Origin of the sequence: Limnobacter sp., from assembly GCF_036405155.1 — a bacterium.
Taxonomy (GTDB): domain Bacteria; phylum Pseudomonadota; class Gammaproteobacteria; order Burkholderiales; family Burkholderiaceae_B; genus Limnobacter.
In genome coordinates this window covers 270235-285375 of record NZ_DASWYD010000001.1, presented here as the reverse complement: position 1 = coordinate 285375, position 15141 = coordinate 270235, and the positions used below count along the sequence as shown (strand labels likewise).

At 56.3% G+C, this 15141-nt stretch carries 15 protein-coding genes and 1 tRNA gene; 10 read left to right on the top strand and 6 right to left on the bottom strand.

What is annotated here, in order from left to right; genetic code table 11:
• Positions 1 to 64: 64 nt before the first annotated feature.
• The 8 genes from VGE55_RS01385 (at position 65) to VGE55_RS01350 (ending at position 7108) form a co-directional block, all read left to right on the top strand.
• Entirely contained in the window at positions 65 to 1843 is a 1779-nt protein-coding gene (locus VGE55_RS01385; RefSeq protein ID WP_331129952.1) for a tetratricopeptide repeat protein, read from the top strand.
• A 54-nt stretch (positions 1844 to 1897) separates the two neighbouring features.
• Complete coding sequence (locus VGE55_RS01380) at positions 1898 to 2488, top strand: hypothetical protein (protein WP_331129951.1); 591 nt, start codon at positions 1898 to 1900, stop codon at positions 2486 to 2488.
• Positions 2478 to 3428, top strand: a complete 951-nt coding sequence (ispE, locus tag VGE55_RS01375; protein WP_331129950.1) for a 4-(cytidine 5'-diphospho)-2-C-methyl-D-erythritol kinase — start codon at positions 2478 to 2480, stop codon at positions 3426 to 3428. The genes VGE55_RS01380 and ispE overlap by 11 nt, the downstream gene beginning before the upstream one ends.
• Positions 3429 to 3458: 30 nt before the next feature.
• Positions 3459 to 3535, top strand: a tRNA-Gln gene (locus tag VGE55_RS01370).
• A gap of 77 nt (positions 3536 to 3612) precedes the next feature.
• Complete coding sequence (locus tag VGE55_RS01365) at positions 3613 to 4563, top strand: ribose-phosphate diphosphokinase (protein WP_331129949.1); 951 nt, start codon at positions 3613 to 3615, stop codon at positions 4561 to 4563.
• 104 nt (positions 4564 to 4667) lie between these two features.
• The gene (locus VGE55_RS01360) at positions 4668 to 5258 is read left to right on the top strand and encodes a 50S ribosomal protein L25/general stress protein Ctc (RefSeq protein ID WP_331129948.1); all 591 of its coding nucleotides are present in this window, start codon (positions 4668 to 4670) and stop codon (positions 5256 to 5258) included.
• 114 nt (positions 5259 to 5372) lie between these two features.
• Positions 5373 to 5999, top strand: coding sequence for an aminoacyl-tRNA hydrolase (pth, locus tag VGE55_RS01355; RefSeq protein WP_331129947.1), 627 nt, complete (start codon positions 5373 to 5375; stop codon positions 5997 to 5999).
• Positions 5996 to 7108 (top strand): patatin-like phospholipase family protein, encoded by a 1113-nt coding sequence (locus tag VGE55_RS01350; protein ID WP_331129946.1) that lies wholly within the window; start codon positions 5996 to 5998, stop codon positions 7106 to 7108. The genes pth and VGE55_RS01350 overlap by 4 nt, the downstream gene beginning before the upstream one ends.
• A 20-nt stretch (positions 7109 to 7128) precedes the next feature.
• Here VGE55_RS01350 and VGE55_RS01345 read toward each other — a convergent pair whose 3' ends face one another.
• Positions 7129 to 8277: a hypothetical protein gene (locus VGE55_RS01345; protein WP_331129945.1), complete on the bottom strand. Its 1149-nt coding sequence runs from the start codon at positions 8275 to 8277 to the stop codon at positions 7129 to 7131.
• 126 nt (positions 8278 to 8403) lie between these two features.
• Here VGE55_RS01345 and ychF point away from each other — a divergent pair, with 126 nt between their 5' ends.
• The gene (ychF, locus tag VGE55_RS01340; protein ID WP_331129944.1) at positions 8404 to 9495 is read left to right on the top strand and encodes a redox-regulated ATPase YchF; all 1092 of its coding nucleotides are present in this window, start codon (positions 8404 to 8406) and stop codon (positions 9493 to 9495) included.
• A gap of 6 nt (positions 9496 to 9501) precedes the next feature.
• Positions 9502 to 10752: a hypothetical protein gene (locus VGE55_RS01335; RefSeq protein ID WP_331129943.1), complete on the top strand. Its 1251-nt coding sequence runs from the start codon at positions 9502 to 9504 to the stop codon at positions 10750 to 10752.
• Between the two features lie 17 nt (positions 10753 to 10769).
• Here VGE55_RS01335 and VGE55_RS01330 read toward each other — a convergent pair whose 3' ends face one another.
• From VGE55_RS01330 to VGE55_RS01310, 5 genes are all read right to left on the bottom strand, one after another.
• On the bottom strand, positions 10770 to 11051 hold the full coding sequence (locus VGE55_RS01330) for a YfhL family 4Fe-4S dicluster ferredoxin (RefSeq protein ID WP_331129942.1): 282 nt from the start codon (positions 11049 to 11051) through the stop codon (positions 10770 to 10772).
• Between the two features lie 6 nt (positions 11052 to 11057).
• Complete coding sequence (gene coaD / locus VGE55_RS01325; protein ID WP_331129941.1) at positions 11058 to 11558, bottom strand: pantetheine-phosphate adenylyltransferase; 501 nt, start codon at positions 11556 to 11558, stop codon at positions 11058 to 11060.
• Between the two features lie 48 nt (positions 11559 to 11606).
• Entirely contained in the window at positions 11607 to 12221 is a 615-nt protein-coding gene (gene rsmD, locus VGE55_RS01320) for a 16S rRNA (guanine(966)-N(2))-methyltransferase RsmD (RefSeq protein WP_331129940.1), read from the bottom strand.
• 8 nt (positions 12222 to 12229) lie between these two features.
• Positions 12230 to 13564: a pitrilysin family protein gene (locus tag VGE55_RS01315; protein ID WP_331129939.1), complete on the bottom strand. Its 1335-nt coding sequence runs from the start codon at positions 13562 to 13564 to the stop codon at positions 12230 to 12232.
• Between the two features lie 70 nt (positions 13565 to 13634).
• Positions 13635 to 15053 (bottom strand): pitrilysin family protein, encoded by a 1419-nt coding sequence (locus VGE55_RS01310; protein WP_331129938.1) that lies wholly within the window; start codon positions 15051 to 15053, stop codon positions 13635 to 13637.
• Between the last annotated feature and the right edge of the window lie 88 nt (positions 15054 to 15141).

Genomic DNA, 15141 nt, shown 5'->3' with positions numbered 1-15141 from the left:
CTGTGGGTCATGTGATAATAATGAACACTGCGTTGGCCTTTGCACACACATCGGGTAGTAAATCATGACATCTTTGAATCGGGTACTGACATGCACGGCTGGCCTGTTGATGGCCAGTATTGTAGCAGGCTGTGCCACCGCACCGCAGTCGACTGAAAACGCATCCACCGACGCGCCCGATGGTACGCGCCAGAATTACCAGCAGCGTGTGGCGCAGTTGGTTGAACAAAACCCGCTGTTTGCACTGCTGACCGCCGAAATTGCCAGCCAGCGTGGCGATGCCTATTCGGCCACACTGGCCTACACCGAAGCCGCCAAACTCGAAAAAGACCCTGAACTGGCCAAACGCGCACTGGAAATCGCCTTGGGCGAAAGCCAGCTGGAAGCCGCCCTGGATGCAGCTCGCCTGTGGCAACAACTGGCGCCCACCGACAAACAGGCCAGCCGCTCGGTTCTGGTGCTTCAACTGGGCACCAACCGGGTAGACGAGGCCATGCCGGCGTTAAAAGCCTATCTGGATGAAGTGAAAGGTGCGGAACAGGCCCACCCCGGGCTCAGTGGGGCTACACCGCACAAAGTGGCCCTCGAAATGCTGCTGCGCATTCCCGACAAAACCAAGGCCTACAACACCGCCATCGCGCTGTTTGGGAACGACCCAAAGGATGCCGACACCCAGTTGCTGCTGTCTCAAATCGCCGAGTCGTCCGATCAGTTTGCGCTGGCGGCTGACCACCTGACCCAAGTGATTGCGGTCTCGCCGCAAGAGCGTTATTACGTTCAGCTGGCGCAAATCATGGAACGCCGGGACGCGAGCCCCGATGCCGCGTTAAAACTGATCGAAGCCAAAGTCGATGAAAACCCCCGCTGGTTTGGCGCCCGCCTGTACTTGGCCCGCACTTACACCCAACTGGAGCAATGGCCCCAGGCCCGTGATCGCTTCCGTGAAATGATCGCCCTTCAGCCTGACAACACCCCGCTGTACTCCAGCCTGGGGTTTGTGCTGTCCAAAACAGGCGACCGCCAAGGCGCTGAAGCCAATTTCAACACCTACTTGAAGCGCACCCCGGCAGCCGAGCGCCAGAATGAAACACTGATTTACCTCACCTTGGCCGAAATGGCGCTTGGGGAGAAAGACATTTCCGGGGCCTTGCGTTGGCTGGACAAAGCGCCCAACGCTCAAAATGACTTTGACATCCAGTTGAAAAAGTCGGCCGTTTACGAGCAGCAAGGCAACTACCGTGCCGCAGCCAAAGTGCTCAATGCCTTCAAGCCGGCCAATGAAGACCTGGCAGTGCGGCTAACCCTGGCCAAAAGCCAGCTGGCTGAATCCAGAAAAATGCCGGAACAAGCCGTTGCAGAGCTGGAAAACAGCCTGAAGACGTACCCAAACCAGCCTGATTTGCTGTACGAACGCGCCATGGTGGCCGAGCGGCAAAACGACTTGAACACGGTGGAAACCTACTTGAACGCCTTGATCAAGGTTCGCCCGGACAACCCCCATGGGTACAATGCCTTGGGCTACACCCTGGCCGAGCGGAACGTGCGTTTGCCAGAGGCCCTGAAGCTGATCAGCAAAGCCGTGGAATTGGCCCCCAACGACCCATTCATTCTCGATTCGCTGGGTTGGGTGCACTACCGCATGGGCAATCTGGACAAGGCCGTAGAAACCCTGCGCAAAGCGTACGCACTGCGGCCTGACGAAGAAATCGGCGCGCACCTGATCGAAGTGCTGTCCAAAAACGGCGAGCAAGACGAGGCACGCAAGCTGGGCGACTCGCTCAAGCAGCGGTTCCCCAACAGCGACAAACTGGGCCGGTTGTTGCAAACACTGTCGGGTGTGTAATCCTCTTGGGCAAACCACACGTTGAACGCATCCCTGTGGATATTCTGGCGAACCATGAATGTGACTAAACCGCACCTCAACAGACTGCTGCGCTGGGCCTGCATGGCTTTGCTGGGCGTGGTGCTAACGGCCTGCAGCAGCCTGAGCAGACAACCGGGTGGCATTGACTGCACAGCCAGCGATGCCAGCTGCCATTACGGCCGGTTTGGTCTGCTGTGGAAAGCCGTCGACGACCAAGGCCAGGTGAAAGCCGAATCGGTGTCGGGTTCCTATGAATGGCGCTCGGGTTATGCTGCGCAAGGTGACCGTCCCCCCGTGGAATTGGCCTACCTGGAAGTGAACTCGACCCTCGGCCCCAGTCTTGGGCAAGCCAAACGAAACGGCAATTACTACGAAGTGCGGGCGGCCGATGGCCGGGTGTACCTGGCACAAGACTGGCAAAGCCTGTTCGACCTGATGTTTCCGGTCTCCCTGCCCGCCGACGCGCTGGTGAACTGGATGAAAAATCCCAATCCGGACAATCTTCCACCCCTGCCTGACCACTGGAAATGGCAAAACAGCGAAGGCCGTTATCGCGTGTTGTTTGTTCAAAACAATACGTCCGGGCGTATTGATCTGATTCCACAAGGCAAAATTGGGCGCTAATCAACGGGGTGTAAGCACCCTGCTCGACACCACGCTGGCCTCGCCTGCAAAAATCAACCTGTTTCTGCACATCACAGGGCGGCGAGAAGATGGCTACCACCTGCTGCAAAGCCTGTTTTGCCCCATCAGCCTGGCCGACACCGTTGTGCTGCAAGTTCAAACATCCAACACGCCCGGTTTGCACATTGAGCGCACCGGCGGTCTTCTCCATATTCCCGAACACAAAGACCTCACCGTACGGGCTGCCCAAGCCGTGTTTGATGTGTGGTCGCAACACCAGCCACAGGGCTTGGCGGTGTCGCTTCACGTGGACAAACGCATTCCTGAAGAAGCCGGCCTGGGCGGCGGCAGCAGCAACGCCGCAACGGTGCTGCAAGCGCTGAATACCGCCTTGGGCAAGCCACTGAACGCCGCTTTGCTGCACAACACTGCGTTGGGTCTGGGTGCAGACGTTCCCTTTTTTTTGACGGGCAAACCAGCCTTTGTGGAGGGAATTGGCGAGAACATCACGCCGATTGATGGCTTCAGTGGGCATGTTCTGGTGTTTAAACCCCCCATCTCATGCCCCACCGGTGAAATTTTTGGTGATCCGGAATTGACACGCGACGCGAAAGACGTCAAAATTGCGGTCTTCGATTCGGCCAGCCGTCTCGAAAGCGGTTCTCAAAACCCGTGTTTGTTGAGCTTCTTAAGCGCCAACACACGCAACGTGTTACAAGCTGTGGTTGAAAAACGTCGCCCTGAGTGGCAGCAGTATTTCAGCAGTTTCAAACAATCGGTTGCAGCGTTTAGCCCGCTTTTGGTTCGCATGACCGGTTCTGGTTCAGCCATGTTTGCTGTGTTTGCAAGCCCAAGCCAACTCAGCAGCGCATTGCAGGCTGTCTCCGGAAACCCGTTGTTGCAGGCAGGCCACGTGTTTGACAGCGCCATTCTCTCATGAGGGTCTGTTAAACCGGTCGAGCAAAGTTTTAGGGGAGTCGCCAAGTTGGTTAAGGCACCGGATTTTGATTCCGGCATGCGAGGGTTCGAGTCCTTCCTCCCCTGCCAAACCACAGAAAGGGCCAGCCATCGGTTGGCCCTTTTTTATTTTTGCTTCAACCCTCACGTTTAGCCCCGGGGACACCATGGCCAGCGACAGTTTGATGATCTTCACCGGCAATGCCAATCCAACATTGGCAGAGTCTGTGGCCAAACAACTGAACATTCCATTGGGCAAAGCCACCGTGGGCCGCTTCTCCGATGGCGAAGTGATGGTGGAAATCAATGAGAACGTGCGTGGGAAGGATGTATTCGTTCTGCAGTCCACCTGCGCCCCCACCAACGACAACCTCATGGAAATGATGGTCATGATCGATGCACTGAAACGCGCATCGGCTGGCCGCATCACCGCAGCCATTCCTTACTTTGGCTACGCCCGTCAGGACCGCCGTGTTCGCTCTTCCCGCGTGGCCATCACGGCCAAAGTGGTGGCCAACATGCTGCAGGTCGTGGGTGTGGACCGTGTGCTGACCATGGACCTGCACGCAGACCAAATCCAGGGTTTCTTCGATATTCCGGTGGACAACATCTACGCTTCACCTGTGCTGCTGGGCGATGTGTGGAAGCAAAAATTTGAAAACCTGATGGTGGTGTCGCCCGACGTGGGTGGCGTGGTTCGCGCCCGCGCGCTGGCCAAACGCCTGGATTGCGATTTGGCCATCATCGACAAGCGCCGTCCACGCGCCAACGTGGCGGAAGTCATGAACATCATCGGCGACGTGAAGGACCGCACCTGCGTCATCATGGACGACATGGTGGACACCGCCAACACCCTGTGCAAAGCGGCCTCCGCACTGAAAGCGCATGGTGCCAAGAAGGTGCTGGCCTACTGCACACACCCTGTGTTGTCCGGTGGAGCCATTCAACGGGTTGAAGAGTCTGACCTGGATGAATTGGTGGTGACGGACACCATTCCATTGTCGGAAGAAGCCAAAAACAGCAAAAACATTCGCGTGCTGAGCGTTGATGAACTGCTGGCGGAAACCATCCGTCGCATCGTCCGCTCCGACTCGGTGTCCTCCCTGTTTATCGACTAAGCATTCGGGCAAACGTTTTAATGGGGCCATTTGCAGCCGCCCCCAAAAAAGTGCTGCATACCTTGGGTTCACTGGTCGCGGTGGATTCAAATTTGGAGATCAACATGAAAGTAGTCGCAACATCCCGCACAGAGCAGGGTTCCGGAGCGAGCCGCCGCCTGCGTCGTGCTGGCCAGGTACCTGGCATCGTTTATGGTGGCAACTCGCAAGCAGCCGCCATTGCCATTGAGCACAACCCGCTGTGGCACGCCCTGCAAAAAGAGAAATTCCACTCATCCATTCTCGACCTGGAAATCGATGGCAAGGCCGAAAAAGCCGTGCTGCGTGACTACCAGATGCACCCCTACAAGCAGCAAATCCTGCACATGGATTTCCAGCGCGTAGACCCCACACAGAAAGTGCACATGCTGGTGCCTTTGCACTACTCCGGTCACCTGGAAAGCCCAGCGGTCAAGCTGTATGCCGGTCAAGTGACTTTCGTTGCCAACCAGATCGAAGTGGAATGTCTGCCTGCCGACCTGCCAGAATTCATCGCTGTGGATTGCAGCACCTTGGACATCACCAAGCGCTCCATCCACGTGACGGATCTGCAGCTCCCTGCTGGCGTGTCCATCCCCAACCATGGCCAGGATGACCTGTCACTGGTGACGGTTAAGATCAAGAACGCCGCAGCCAAGGCCGCTGGCGACGAATAAGCCCTCGGGTTATTCAATGCTTGAGAAGGCAGACCGCTGAAAGGTGGTCTGCTTTTTTTATGTGCGCGGCTTCTGCGCGTATACTCGGCCTGACAACACATTGCCGTGAACACCATGTCCAGCAACACCCCCATCCGCCTCATCGTTGGCCTTGGCAACCCGGGCCCTCAGTACGAAACCACTCGGCACAATGCTGGTGTGTGGTACCTCACCGACTTGGCACGCGCCCACAAGGTTTTCCTGCAGGCCGACAAACGCTTTTTTGGCGATCTGGCGCGAATCAAGTTCCAGGGTGAAGATGTGTGGCTGTTGTTCCCCACCACGTTCATGAACCGCTCCGGTCAGTCGGTGGGTGCGCTGGCCAAATTTTTCAAAATCAAACCGGAAGAAATCCTGGTGGCGCACGACGAACTCGACCTGCTGCCGGGTCAACTCAAAATCAAGAAAGGTGGTGGCCATGCCGGCCACAATGGATTGAAAGACATGGTGGCCCACTTGGGCAGCAATGAATTTTGGCGTGCGCGCATTGGCATTGGCCACCCCAGAAGCCTCAACCTTCAACAAGGTGTTGCAGACTTTGTATTGCACCGGCCCAGCAACGATCAACAAATCGCCATCGACAAAACCATCGAGATTTTACTGAAGCACACCGACCTCATTTTGCAAGGCAACGTTGCGCAAGCGACCACACGGATTCACACCGAGGTAGACGCGGCCTATCAGGCGGTGAAAACAGCATGAAGTCCTTGCGCATCATCGCTGGCGAACGGGCGCGCAAACACATTGAGCAAAACGGGCTTTCGCCATTCGATATACAAGCCATTCCCGGTGCTGCAGGCGGCCCAAAAGGCCTCATTCTCCAGGGGCTGGACCATTTTCTGTTTGGTGATTGGTTTAACCCAACGCACTTGGCGCAAAGGCAAGCACAGGGCGCCAAACCATTGCAATTGATTGGGGCCTCCATTGGTGCGTGGCGCATGGCGGCAGCGGCCAGCAACGAACCTGTTGACGCATTAAAACGCCTTGCCTGGCAATACTGCGAAGCCCAGCGCTATGGCAAAACAGTGAACCGCCACCAAATCACCGAGGTGTGCCAAAGCATGGTTCAACAGGTGGTGGCTGACCAGGCTCACAGCATGAGCCTGCCCGCTCACAAAGAACTTCTGGTCTGGGTCAACCGGGGGTTAAGCCCATTGCACCACGCCCATCAGCAGCGGGAACGCAAACGTGGCTTTGCCGCTGCAGTGTTGGCCAACAGCATCAACCGCAACCACTTGTCGCGCTATTTTGAGCGGTGGATTTTTCATTCCCCTGGCGCTGCCACCGCTTGGCTCGACCAAGCCTTTGACGCCATCCCCACCCACCGCGCAGAGCTGCACCCGCTGAATATTCGGGATGCGCTGCTGGCGTCGGGCAGCATTCCTTTTGTGCTCAACCCAGTGCAGCGTATTGTGAAGGCCATGCCCGATAATGCCCACACGCTACAGTACCACGAAGGGCCCTTTTGGGATGGTGGCTTGACGGACTACCATTTGGCATTGCCCTATCACCGTTTGGATGGGTTGGTGCTGTACCCACACTTCTCGAGCACAGTGACGCCCGGTTGGCTGGACAAGTTTTTGAAACTGCGCAAAGCAAAGCCGGAGTGGATGAGCAACGTGGTGCTGCTGTGCCCCACCGATGAATTTGTGAACAGCCTGCCGGCGAAAAAAATTCCAGACCGAAGCGACTTCAAGCGCTATGGCTTGGACCATGATCAGCGTATTGCGCACTGGAATACAGCAATTGCTGAAAGCCACCGCTTGGCCGAGGAGTTTTCCAATTGGCTGACACAAGTCAACGCGACCTAAGCGCAGAACAGGTGTGCACCCTACCCTCCATAAACCCGGAGAGACTGTAAGTTGCTGAATTGTTTTTGAATGGCTGCATAATTCGCAGCCAATTCGCACCCCTCACACATGCGCAATTTGGAAAACATTCGGATATTGATGGGTACGGCGCTTAGTTCAGGTCTTTGATCCAGGATTGTTCGCAAACCATTCAGCACAAAGTATTCCGTGTCATTGGCTCGGTCGTGTACCAGTCCATCTGCCTTGTGGGTGCTTACCTTGGGCACCAACCGCAGTGCGTGGGCTCTATCTCGACTTTTCACAAGAAGGTCATGATAGCCAAGATAGTAAATTTTATTGTCGGTCAGATTGAGCTGCTTGGCGTATTGCGTTAACGCGGCTTGATGGACACCACGCGGTGCGGGGGGAATTAAATTGAATGTGTAGTTCGATGGTTGACCGTCACCCACCACGGACAGCTTGCCCATGGGGGCTTCGTTCTTGGCATCGGTGCTGGTGGCAACAGGCGGCCTAACTTTGCTGCCCGACATTGAAATGAACCTCAACTGCCCCAGCCCTTCAAAATCAACAATCGTAATCAAAAAGTTTTTGTCCCGTGTGGTGGGCACAAAGTCGTTTCCTGTCAAAAAATTCTTCACTGAGCTCAGGTCATCTGCGTTTCGCTGCAAAAGGTCGCCGGCAGCCTTGCGAAACTGAGCCAAGTCCGCCTGTGCCTCTTGGGTTGGCCCCAGCAAAGCACGGAGCGCGTAGGTTTCCACAGACGTGCCGTTGTATAGGGCATTAACGCCCTTGGCAAAGGTCAAACCTGCCTTGTTTGACTCGCTGGAGAAACGTTGTTGCAAACCACCCAGCGATGACTCATTCCGGAAGGACATTTGTAGGCGCTTTGGGGAAATACCTTCATCCTCCATGAAGGCGGAGAGTTTTCTTTTTTTCCCGGTAGAAAGTTGGGGAGTGATGTCTTGTGGTTTGTCGATGAGCGCCTTGCTCAACGGAGACAAAAACGAAGGCCCTGCGTTTGAACCTTGCGCCTGCAGAATAGGTGCGGACAATTTGCCCGCAGTGCTCACAATGGCATTAGCAGCAGAGGTGGCAACAGAGTTGCCCGGCAGACTGGGTGCCTTGGGGACATCACTACCGGCAACGACCTTGGCGTAACTTAGCGGCATCAAAAGTCCAACAAGTGCAATATACGAACATCTTGGTGGGCGCTTCAGTGGGGAGGGTTCCATGGCACCCTGTGCAAACAAGGTACAATTGCAAACATTCCAGTTTAAATACAAGCCATTGCAATCATGACCCTCAAATGCGGCATCGTTGGCCTGCCCAACGTTGGCAAATCCACCCTGTTCAATGCGCTCACCAAAGCAGGCATTGCGGCTGAAAACTATCCCTTTTGCACCATCGAGCCCAATGTGGGCATTGTGGAAGTGCCCGATGCACGCTTGAATGCACTGGCCGACATTGTGAAGCCCGAGCGCATTGTGCCGGCCACCGTGGAGTTTGTGGACATTGCTGGCCTGGTGGCAGGCGCCTCCAAGGGCGAAGGCCTGGGCAACCAGTTTTTGGCCCACATTCGCGAAACCGATGCGATTGTGAACGTGGTGCGTTGCTTTGAAGACGACAACGTGGTGCACGTCAACGGCAAGGTCGACCCGCTGTCTGACATTGAAACCATTGAAACCGAGCTGTGCCTGGCCGACTTGGGCACAGTTGAAAAAGCGGTCATTCGCTACGCCAAGCAAGCGCGGGCCAACGACAAAGAAGCGGCCAAGGTGCTGGCGATTCTCGAGAAGTGCCAGGCTCAACTGAACGAAGTCAAACCCGTGCGTGCCCTGGGCTTGGACGCGGAAGACCTGTTTGCCATCAAAAGCTTTGGCTTGATTACCGCCAAGCCCGCCATGTATGTGGCCAACGTGGCCGAGGATGGCTTTGAGAACAACGCATTTTTGAAGCGGCTGGAGGACTATGCGGCCAAGCAGAACGCGCCCGTTGTGGCGGTGTGTGCGGCCATTGAAGCCGAAATTGCCGACCTCGACGATGCCGACAAAATGGAATTTCTGGAAAGCATTGGCATGAAGGAACCTGGCCTGAACCGTGTGATCCGTGCTGGCTTCAAGCTCTTGGGCCTGCAAACCTACTTCACCGCTGGCGTGAAAGAAGTGCGCGCATGGACCATCAAGATTGGTGATACAGCCCCAAAAGCAGCGGGTGTTATTCACACCGACTTTGAACGTGGCTTTATCCGCGCCCAAACCATTGCCTTCGACGACTTCATCGCATTCAAAGGCGAAAACGGGGCCAAGGAAGCCGGAAAAATGCGTGCAGAAGGCAAGGAATACGTGGTTCATGACGGCGACGTTATGAACTTCCTCTTCAACGTGTAAACCGCCATGCGCAGGCTGACCATCCTCGCGACAATCGTCGGGCTGGTCGGCTTTCTGTACATCTTGCTCACCCACGGCATTGTTGTGCCGCGCAGTGTGTGGGAAAGCCATCTGCTTGCATTGCAACAGCAGTTTCCAAACGGACGGACCCAACTGGACCGGGTTGTGCTGGCACTTGGGCAACGCCCCCAACTGTTGTTGACAGGCTTTTCTCAAAGCAAACCCGACACTGGTGAGCAATTGAGTGTTGCGCTGGCTCGCCTTGAATTGTCGGACTACGGCTTTCTTCGCGGCGAAACGCCAATCATCACTGGCATCACCCTCAAAGGCATTGACAGTCAGGTTCAAGCCCACAGCAAATGCACAGCATCGGTGTTGTCATGTGCACCCAGTATTCCGATGGAATGGGTTCGCTACTGGAACGATGCCAGTCACACACAGCTGGGCAAGTCGCCAAAACCAACATTCAACCTTGAAAACCTTCGGATTGAGAAGGCGCAATGGCATGCCTTGGGTGAGGCCGACATGCAGGCGCAACTGGACGATTTTCGGTTCAATTCAGGCTCAATCGATGAGCCTGCGACACTCAGCCTGGCATGGCGAATGTCTGCAAACAATGGCACGAAAGCGTATGTGGCTCTTCAAGCATCGCCCGCACGTTACGAGTCGGCCGATGGATCAGTCACTTGGTCTCTCAAAAACCTGCACACCGAATTCAACGGCCAATGGCAAGGTTTTCCGTGGACGGGGACACTGGCACAACAACAGTTGCTGGTCAGCCTTGCACAGGCTGGCGAGCACAACACAGGCGCACCGATTGTTCGCGTGAGCGGTCAACAACTTCGAATTTACCTGCGTCGGGACGATGACCCCGACATCCACCAGGCGGCATTTTCTGCTGGAGAATTTTCCGGTGGCTTGCCCATGCAGCGCTGGTCCTTCAGGCAAGCGGAGTGGACGTTTACCCATCAGGATGCGCAGGCCTGGACCTTCAACTTGCAGTTCAACCCGGCCACACAGCGCATGCAAGTTGAACCCGCCACCATTGAAGGCAGTGAAGGGCTACCGGCACCCGCGCATGTTCGTGGTCCGGACTGCAGTCAACTGGCTGTGGCCAAAAGCATGCGGCCCGACAGCACGGCCATCTGGCAATGGCAACAGTCGTGGTTCAACATTCTGGACGTGACCGAGATTCAGACCAAGCCTGCAACAGCGGATAATCAAGGTTTGCGCCTGTGCTTGCAGCCCACGCTGTAAGCGGCAAGCCAAGCCATTCATTCCTTGGGGTCTGTTGGCAAATAGGGTGTTTTGTCAGGGTGTAGCCTGAAAAACTTGCCCAGCAACTGCTGCTGGTTTTCGGGGTGATTGGGGTCTTTCGGAATGCACTCCACCGGGCAGACCACCACGCACTGGGGTTCGTCAAAATGGCCCACACATTCCGTGCACTTTGAAGGGTCGATTTCGTAAATTTCTTCGCCCATGAAAATGGCCCCGTTGGGGCATTCGGGCTCGCACACATCACAATTGATGCATTCGTCAGTGATGATCAGGGCCATGCTGCTTCACGGTTGGCCATCGCCTTGCCGCGCGGCCAGCTTTTGGTTCAGCCATTGCTCAACCGATGGAAATACAAACTTGCTGACATCACCGCCCAGTGAGGCGATTTCGCGCACAATGGTGCCCGAAATAAACTGGTACTGATCCGACGGGGTGAGGAACATGGTTTCCACATCAGGCAACAAATAGCGGTTCATGCCTGCCATCTGAAACTCATATTCGAAGTCGCTCACCGCACGCAAGCCGCGAATGATCACACTGGCTTCGTTGGCGCGTACAAAGTCTTTCAACAAACCGCGAAAGCCCTTCACCTCCACATTGGGGTAGTGAGACAGCACTTCGCCAGCAATGCGCACCCGCTCGTCCATCGAGAAGAAGGGACGCTTGTTGGGGCTGTCGGCCACGCCGACCACCAGCTTGTCGAATATTTTTGCACCACGGCGAACCAAATCTTCATGGCCGCGCGTCAGGGGGTCAAATGTACCGGGATACACAGCAATGCGCATCGCTGATCTCCAAAATGCCAGGGTTTTATTGTGGATAACCGCTTTGTATCACAGAGCTGGCAGGGCGAACAAATGCGCATGCACTTGGCCAGCTTTTAAATGACGCAGGGCATCAATTTTTGCAATTCCAAGCCGTGCGGCCAAGACGGGCTCATCGGCAAACAGGTTCTCGTGCCATTCCAGGTAAATCAGACCGCCCGGCTTCAATAAACCGGGCAAGTGGGGCGCAATGCGGTCTATGTGGTCGCTGTGAAACGGGGGGTCCAAGGCCACCAGGTCATAGGCCTTTCCACCGCCCTGCCGGGCAAATGCCACAGCGTCTGCCAAGTGCACACTCAAGGCTGGTGCCGTGCCCTGCTGGGGGTTCCATTTGCTCAGCAGGTAGGCCCGGTTTTGCTCCAGTTGTTTGGCAACCACGCGGTGGGCCTCTACCTGCACCACCTCTGCCGCCCCGCGCGAGGCGGCCTCAAAACCCAAGGCGCCCGTGCCAGCATACAGGTCCAACACACGCCAGCCGGTGCAATCTTGCCCCAACCAGTTGAACACGGTTTCGCGGACACGGTCGGGCGTAGGGCGCAGGCCCTCCACCGGGGCCACGGGCAATTGCAGGCGGCGCCAGTGCCCCGCAATAATGCGCAGGCTACCGGCAGCGGTTTTATTCACCGCGGGCTTCATTTGGGCTGGCCGCCCACCACCACAGTCACCAGCTTGTCGGCCTTCACGGCGTTGGCAAAGGCTTTGCGCGCGCTGTCCACCGTCACTTTCTCGATGTTGGCAGTCCAGGTATCCAGGTAATCCAGCGGCAGGTTGTACAAGCCCATCATGGAAATATTGCTGATGAGTTTGCTGTTGCTGTCCACCCGCAATGGAAACCCACCCACCAAGTTGGCTTTGGCCGCTTTCAACTCCTCGGCACTGGGGCCCTTGGCGATGAAATCGAGAATGGTTTTGCGCATCAGTTCCAGCGCTTGCCCGGTTTGCTCCCGTTTGGTTTGCACACCCGCTTGGAATGGCCCTGCATCGCCCGAGGGCATGAAGTACGAATACGCACTGTAGGCCAGGCCGCGCTTTTCGCGAATTTCATTCATCAAGCGAGAATTAAAGCCGCCACCGCCCAGCACATGGTTGGCCACCAGCAAATCGAAATAGCTTGGGTTACCGCGGGCCAGTGTGGGCAAGCCCATCAAAATGTGGCTTTGGGCTGCCGGGTGATCAATCTGTATGGTTTGCCCTTGCATCTGCGCTTGCAACTGCTCGGCCGTGGCGCTGCCCAAGGCAGGTTCGGTCAACGTGCCTTTGGGCAGCGGTGCTGTCAATTCATTGGCCAGCTTTTCGGCCTGTGCACGGGTGATATTTCCCACAATGCTCACCACCGCTGCATTGCCCAGGTAATGGCTTTTGTAAAACTGTCGAATATCGTCGATAGTCACAGCCTTGATGCTTTGCTCTGTTTCCACATAGCCATAGGGGTGCTGCGGGTACAGGGCCTGCGAAAACGCTCGCTGGGCCAATGTATCTGGCTTGGTCAGGGCCTCTTTCAAACCAGCAATGCTGCGCACTTGCTCACGCGCATACACCTGGGCGTCAAACACCGGCTTTTGCAGCACAGTTTTAAACAAGGCGATCGACTTTGAAAACTCGGGCTCAGAGGTCAGTGTCCGCAATTGCAGGCCCGCCGAGTCTTCGCCCGCTGCACTGCCAAACACCGCCCCGGTGTCTGCAAATCCATCAGCAATCTGGTTTTCATCCAGGCCCTCGGCACCTCGGCCAATCATGTCGGCTGTTGCGCCAGCCAAGCCAATTTTGTCTTTGGGGTCGGCACGGTTGCCGGCAAAAAAATCAATGCGCAAATCGAGAATGGGCAAGGCCTCGGCGCGCATGTACATCACTTTCGCGCCGCTGTCGGTTTTCCAGCTTTCAATGGGCAATGCGGCGTGCGCGCTTGCACCCAAGGCCACCAGGCCCACGGTGAGTGCTGTTTTAAAAGGGTTCATCCAGAGTGTCATGCTGTACTTCCTGAAAATGTGCGTCCGGTCAATCCAACTGGGCCGTTCACCTGGCCCATCAATGGACTCATCAATGCGTCAAACCCTTGGGCTTGCTGTGCTTTTCATTGGGGTCAATCGGCAAGGGGAACAGTGTGCCCACCGTCATCTGGTCGGGTGAAAAATAGCGCTGCGCCACGCTTTGAACTTCAGCAGGCGTCACCGACTTCACTTTCTCAATCATGGTGTCAATGTCTTTCACCGAAAAGCCGATGATGACGTTCTGGCCAATCTCCATGGCCTGGCCAAACACGGAATCGCGCTTGAACACTTGTGCAGCCACCAGTTGGGCCTTCACCCGCGCCAACTCTTGATCTGTAATGCCCTGGTCTGCCACCTTTTTCACCTGGGCCAGCAACAAAGGCTCCAGGTCTGCCACTGTTTTGCCTTCCGACGGCGTGGCATCCAAAAAGAACATGGAGGGGCCACGGCCGGTCATGTCGTAGCTGGCGCCCACTTGGGTGGCCACTTTGCTGCCCTGGACCAACTCGCGGTTCATGCGCGCGCCGGAATAGCCATCCAGCACAGCCGCCAGCACCGACAGCGCGTAGGGGTCGCGGTCCTTGTTCACATTTTCAAGCTTGGGCGCCTTGAAACCAATCATCACGTAGGGGTTCTCGGCCGGGGCTTTCACCTCAATGCGGCGCGTGCCTTCTTGCTTCGGTTCATCTTGTGGGCGGCGCTCCTCCAGCTGCTTAGGCTTTACCTTGCCGTAGGTGCCTTCCGCCCAGGTTTTGACCTGCGCGGGCTTCACATCGCCCACCACCACCACGACCGCATTTTGCGGCGCGTACCAGGTGTTGTACCAATGGCGAGCGTCTTTGTAGGTGAGGTGTTCCAAGTCGCTCATCCAGCCAATCACCGGGGTGCGGGTGGGGTTGGCCAGGTAAGCGGTGGCCATGAAAGCTTCATACAGCTTGCTCTGCGCCTGGTCATCGGTGCGCCAGCGGCGCTCTTCCATCACCACCTGGATTTCTTTCTTGAATTCGGCTTCCGTCAGTTGCAGGTTGGCCATGCGGTCGGCTTCCAGCTCAAACACCCGCTTCAGGTTTTTGGCCTGCAATTGCTGAAAATAAGCGGTGTAATCGCGACTGGTGAACGCGTTGTCACGCCCACCCAGTTCAGCCACAATTTTTGAAAAGTCGCCGGGCTTGAGCACTTTGGTGCCCTTGAACATCATGTGTTCCAACACATGGGCCACACCCGTGGTGCCGTTGTACTCATCGATTGAACCGGCCTTGTACCACACCATGTGGGCTGCGGTGGGCGAGCGGTGGTCCTCTTTCACAATCAACCTTAGGCCATTGTTCAAGGTGTATTCAGTCACCTGCCCATCGGCTGCGCGGGCAGCCACGGGGGCAAGCAGGGTTGCGCTCAGCGCCAGCGTCGTCATGGCCGTCGCGGTGAGGGCTCGCCATGGGCTCAGTGCGTGTTTACCGGTTTGCTTCATGCTTCATCCATCCGTCTGCATTGTGGAGCCCCTTAAACGAGGCCTTTTGCCGCAATGGTAGAATAAGTTCTTCACCATGCCAGCCTGT

Bases quoted from the DNA above. Each gene is read 5' to 3' on its own strand.
- VGE55_RS01360 (WP_331129948.1), top strand. From the start codon at position 4,668: ATGAAAGTAGTCGCAACATCCCGCACAGAGCAGGGTTCCGGAGCGAGC.
- VGE55_RS01385 (WP_331129952.1), top strand. From the start codon at position 65: ATGACATCTTTGAATCGGGTACTGACATGCACGGCTGGCCTGTTGATG.
- ychF (WP_331129944.1), top strand. From the start codon at position 8,404: ATGACCCTCAAATGCGGCATCGTTGGCCTGCCCAACGTTGGCAAATCC.
- VGE55_RS01310 (WP_331129938.1), bottom strand. From the start codon at position 15,053: ATGAAGCAAACCGGTAAACACGCACTGAGCCCATGGCGAGCCCTCACC.
- VGE55_RS01365 (WP_331129949.1), top strand. From the start codon at position 3,613: ATGGCCAGCGACAGTTTGATGATCTTCACCGGCAATGCCAATCCAACA.
- VGE55_RS01345 (WP_331129945.1), bottom strand. From the start codon at position 8,277: ATGCCGCTAAGTTACGCCAAGGTCGTTGCCGGTAGTGATGTCCCCAAG.
- VGE55_RS01380 (WP_331129951.1), top strand. From the start codon at position 1,898: ATGAATGTGACTAAACCGCACCTCAACAGACTGCTGCGCTGGGCCTGC.
- pth (WP_331129947.1), top strand. From the start codon at position 5,373: ATGTCCAGCAACACCCCCATCCGCCTCATCGTTGGCCTTGGCAACCCG.
- VGE55_RS01315 (WP_331129939.1), bottom strand. From the start codon at position 13,564: ATGACACTCTGGATGAACCCTTTTAAAACAGCACTCACCGTGGGCCTG.
- coaD (WP_331129941.1), bottom strand. From the start codon at position 11,558: ATGCGCATTGCTGTGTATCCCGGTACATTTGACCCCCTGACGCGCGGC.
- VGE55_RS01330 (WP_331129942.1), bottom strand. From the start codon at position 11,051: ATGGCCCTGATCATCACTGACGAATGCATCAATTGTGATGTGTGCGAG.
- VGE55_RS01335 (WP_331129943.1), top strand. From the start codon at position 9,502: ATGCGCAGGCTGACCATCCTCGCGACAATCGTCGGGCTGGTCGGCTTT.
- VGE55_RS01350 (WP_331129946.1), top strand. From the start codon at position 5,996: ATGAAGTCCTTGCGCATCATCGCTGGCGAACGGGCGCGCAAACACATT.